Below are 2,261 nucleotides of genomic sequence, written 5' to 3'. Positions count from 1 at the left end.
ACAGGCCGAAGCATTTCGTGCTGCGGTCAACGACAAGAATTTGCAGTTCACGTATAGCTGGAAAGCCCTGAACCAAGTCCACATTGTCGGTGAGAGAAAAAAATCGCCCAGTGGAAAGGCATTGCCAGCGGAAGTGATCGAATTCAATCAACTTGCACAAAAACGCGATGCGAAATTGCGAGATGGGATCGAACGTCAAACGCGGAATTGGCGTGTGACTCGGATTTCCTTGTAATCGACGGTAGCTACGTTCGCCAGAACGTGGATCGCATTCCTCCACTGTCTGGCGACGGTAGCTACGTTCACCAGAACGTGGATTGCATTCCACCACCGTCTGGCGACGGTAACTACGTTCGCCAGAACGTGGATCGCATTCCTCCACCGTCTGGCGACGGTAGCTACGTTCGCCAGAACGTGGACCATGTCTGTTACGACAAGTACGATGGAAATGAACATGTCCGATGAAAAAAAGAAACACCTGCCGCGGCTAGAGCCGTGTCACTACCAAGGCCACGCATTCGTTCATTGGACAATGACTATCGAGAATCGAAGAACGGGATGGCTACGCCCTGTGTTTCTCTACAAGTTTCGCGAGCTTCTAACGCATACTACTTTTCGATATGCCATCACGTGTCCAATCTATTGCTTGATGCCAGACCATCTACATGCAGTGTGGATTGGAATCGATGAGAAGTCGAGTCAATTGAAGGCTGTTAGGTACTTTCGCAAACACGTTAACTCAGCGTTTAGCAAACTGGGTATCCGGTTTCAACATCAACCACACGATCGCGTGCTACGCGATGACGAACGCAAAGAGACCGCGTTTGCCGATCTCGTGAACTATATCGCAAGGAATCCAGAACGGGCGGGCTTGGTGCCTGCGGATGGTTTTCGTGATTACAGTTACACAGGCTGCCTCGTTCCAGGTTATCCCGAGCTGACGTTGTGGCAAGACGACTTCTGGCCTCGATTCTGGAGGACATATTCGTTTCTGCGAACGAAGGGTCTGTTTCGGGACAAGGATGAGGGTCTAAATCATTCGTAGCCTGTTCCACCACCGTCTGGCGACGGTAGCTACGTTCGCCAGAACGTGAACCCTAATGACTTTTTTCAAGAACCTTATGAATATCCGAACTTTCAAAAAAGCGAACGAGTGTTTTTGGCGAGCGGTCCGCCCGTTGGCGACGACAGCCATGATGACCATCGTGTTGACGACCATCGCGTCGGCGCAGGATGCATCGGGTATCAAGAACATCAGGGACGCCGATTTGGACTTGATGAACAATCATGATCCAGCGTCGGAGCAAGAAAACTTTGAACTGCTCGACGGTTACCAGGTCAACCTTTTCGCTTCCGATCCGATGCTCGCCAATCCCACTCACATGCACTGGGACTCGCGAGGTCGGTTGTGGGTGGCGTGTTCGTGGGCGTACCCGCAATTGAAACCGGGCGAAGTCGCAAACGACAAAATCATCATCCTCGAGGACACCGATGACGATGGCGTCGCGGACAAATCAACCGTGTTTGCCGATGGATTGTATATTCCCACGGGGTTAGAGCTTGCCAACGGCGGGTGTTATGTGGCGCAATCACCCGACGTTTTCTTTTTCAAAGATACCGACGGAGATGACGTGGCCGATGTCAAGGAATTGGCGCTGACCGGGTTTGGGATCGAAGACAGTCACCACTCAGTTAGTGCGTGGCGACGCGGTCCCGGCGGATGGATCTATTTCCAAGAAGGCATCTTTTTGCATTCGCAAGTGGAAACGCAGCACGGTGTCGTGCGGAATTTCAACGGAGGCGTCTATCAGTACAACCCTCGGACGCAAGAGCTGAGAATGTTCTGCACCGGCACCGGTGGTAACCCTTGGGGCCACGTGTTCGACCAATGGGGGCAATCGTTCATGGTCAACAATCCGCGGATCATGTACCTGTCCCCGGTGACTGGAAATGGTGCCCAAACCATTCGGGTCCCAACGCTGATCAGTACGGAAAAGCAATGCGGCGGCGACCTCGCGACGGGGTCGCATGTGGGCGATGACATCCGTGGCAATCTGCTTAGTGGCCGCTTTAAAAGTCGAACCATTATCCGCTACGAATTCTCGGAGGACGGTGCTGGTTTCAGCGCCAACGTTCTGCCGCCACTGATGACCTGTAAGCACCCAAATTTTCGGCCCGTCGATGTCAAGATCGGCCCCGACGGAGCGATCTATGTCGCCGATTGGTACAACTCGATCATTAATCATGCCAGCCATGATTTT

At 52.7% G+C, this 2,261-nt stretch carries 3 protein-coding genes and 1 pseudogene; all 4 read left to right on the top strand.

Annotation, left to right across the window (positions count from 1 at the left end):
• Positions 1 to 235, top strand: a pseudogene (locus ABX962_RS34980) (dehydrogenase); the annotation flags it as partial.
• Between the two features lie 26 nt (positions 236 to 261).
• Positions 262 to 465 (top strand): hypothetical protein, encoded by a 204-nt coding sequence (locus ABX962_RS34975; RefSeq protein WP_372726284.1) that lies wholly within the window; start codon positions 262 to 264, stop codon positions 463 to 465.
• A gap of 325 nt (positions 466 to 790) precedes the next feature.
• Positions 791 to 1,045 carry a hypothetical protein gene (locus ABX962_RS34970; protein WP_372726283.1) on the top strand — a complete coding sequence of 85 codons (255 nt, stop codon included), beginning with the start codon at positions 791 to 793 and terminating at the stop codon, positions 1,043 to 1,045.
• Positions 1,046 to 1,121: 76 nt separating this feature from the next.
• On the top strand, positions 1,122 to 2,261 hold a 1,140-nt coding region (locus ABX962_RS34965), incomplete at its 3' end, for a PVC-type heme-binding CxxCH protein (RefSeq protein ID WP_372726282.1).

Source organism: Novipirellula sp. (assembly GCF_041583735.1).
In the GTDB taxonomy this organism is placed as follows: domain Bacteria; phylum Planctomycetota; class Planctomycetia; order Pirellulales; family Pirellulaceae; genus Novipirellula.
This window is presented reverse-complemented; position numbering and strand designations above follow the sequence as displayed.